3 protein-coding genes are annotated in these 1,879 nt (G+C 60.6%); all 3 read left to right on the plus strand.

Annotated elements, in window-relative coordinates; translation table 11 throughout:
- Nucleotides 1–90: 90 nt before the first annotated feature.
- Nucleotides 91–1,050 carry a DJ-1/PfpI family protein gene (locus EOA27_RS34515; protein WP_245466943.1) on the plus strand — a complete coding sequence of 320 codons (960 nt, stop codon included), beginning with the start codon at nucleotides 91–93 and terminating at the stop codon, nucleotides 1,048–1,050.
- 55 nt (nucleotides 1,051–1,105) lie between these two features.
- Complete coding sequence (locus tag EOA27_RS34520) at nucleotides 1,106–1,402, plus strand: putative quinol monooxygenase (RefSeq protein WP_126081322.1); 297 nt, start codon at nucleotides 1,106–1,108, stop codon at nucleotides 1,400–1,402.
- Between the two features lie 20 nt (nucleotides 1,403–1,422).
- On the plus strand, nucleotides 1,423–1,879 hold a 457-nt coding region (locus EOA27_RS34525; RefSeq protein WP_145970759.1), incomplete at its 3' end, for an alpha/beta hydrolase.

Consider the following 1,879-nt stretch of genomic DNA (forward strand, 5'->3'; position numbering starts at 1 on the left):
GCTCTGAGATGGTCGGAGGGGCATGGGCTGGTTGGCTCGCGGAGTCGCTCCAGGATAATGCACGGCGCTCCTTTAAGCGAATGAATCGATGTGAACGTCGAAGCAACTAGCGCAGCAATTTTTCACATCGATTCACTCGCCGGCTTAGCCCGCCCAACCTATCGTCCACTTACCGACCTGAAACGGTGCCCTCCACCGAGCGCTGGAGGCCAAGTCCACCTACGACACGCAATGGAGGACAATGTGAGCAAAGGAAAAGTGCTTATTCTCGGGTCCAATGCGACCAGGATCGAGGTTAAGGGCGGCCGGTGGGGCGCTACAGGACAGTACCTCAATGAGACGGTCGTTCCAGCAATGGCCGTCATCGATGCCGGCTATGAGGTCGTGCTCGCGACGCCGAATGGCGAAAAACCGGTAATCGACAAGGCTTCTGATGCGCCGGCGCATTTCGGCGGCGACAAGGAGGCGTACGATCGCGCCAAGGCCTTCTACGCCGACCATCCATCGATGACGCCGCGAATGCTCCGGTCGGTAATCGAAGAAGGGCTGGACAACTACGCCGGTGTGTTCGCTCCGGGTGGGCAGGCCCCGGTCGTCGACCTCATGCAGGATCAGGACGTCGGCGATGTGCTCCGCCATTTTCATGAGAAGGCGAAGCCCACGGCCCTGCTTTGCCACGGACCCATATCAGCGGTCGCCGCGATGCCCTACGCACGCGAGTTTCGCGCGGCTTTGATTGCCGGAGATCCGGACAAGGCGGCAGAGTGGGCCAAAGGCTGGCAGTATGCGGGCTACAAGATGACGATATTCTCTTCGACCGAAGAGAAGGTGATCGAGGACAACATCTTGCACGCGAAAATCTATTTCCACATGCCTTACGCGCTGACGCTTGCAGGCGCCAACGTGACCACAACTCCGGTCGATTTCGATCCCTATGTGGTCGAGGATCGCGAACTGATCACGGGCCAGAACCCGCGTTCGGATCATCCGATAGGTGCAGCGCTGATCGCTGCGCTCGACCGCCAGTGCGAAGGCAAGCGCGCCGCCTGAGGTCCTGCGGGTCGGCCTCGGCGCCGACCCAACCTCCCGGAGAAAGAACTGGATCATGTCGACCGGTGTCAAGATCGTGGGAATCCTTACCGCTTGGCCAGGCAAGGCCGCAGAGCTCCAGCGGCTCCTATGCGCCACACGAGTATCCAGCCGGACGGAGCCCGGCAATATGAGATGGGACATCTGGCGCGACCGTGCCAATCCGGACCGCTTCATACTTGACGAGCTCTACTCAGACGACACCGCGCTTAACGTCCATCGCGAGACGCCGCACTTCAAGAACTATGCAAAGAAGATCGGCGATCTGGCCGAACGAACACCGATCGTTCTCGATCCGGTCGACGTCACATGAAACGCTAGGAGAACAGGACAATGAAACGTGCAATTACAGGATTACTCGCAGCCATGATCACAACGGCTTCCCCGCTCGCAGCCTCCGCTGCCGAAAAGGCCGTCTCAATCGTGCTCGTTCGCGGTGCCTTCGTCGATGCCTCCGGGTGGCAGGCCGTCCATGACATCCTGTCCGCGAAAGGTTACGAGGTCTTGGCGGTGCAGAACCCGACTGTCACCCTTAAAGGTGACGTTGAAGCGACCCGCCAGGTTATCGCCAGGGCCAAGAAGCCGGTGGTGCTCGTGGGTCATTCCTATGGCGGCGCGGTCATTACAGAGGCTGGCGATCTGCCCAAGGTGCAGAGCCTGGTCTACCTCGCCGCCTACGCGCCCCAGGCCGGAGAATCCGTGTTCGACATCGCGACGGCGCCCACGCCCGGCGAGGACAAGGCGCCGCTGCTCCCGCCAAGTAACAACTTCCTGCTCTGCGACTCGGAGA

It is taken from the genome of Mesorhizobium sp. M2A.F.Ca.ET.037.01.1.1 (assembly GCF_003998075.1).
Taxonomy (GTDB): Bacteria; Pseudomonadota; Alphaproteobacteria; order Rhizobiales; family Rhizobiaceae; genus Mesorhizobium.

Excerpts from the sequence above, each read along its gene's own strand:
- EOA27_RS34520 (WP_126081322.1), top strand. The coding sequence starts at position 1,106 with ATGTCGACCGGTGTCAAGATCGTGGGAATCCTTACCGCTTGGCCAGGC.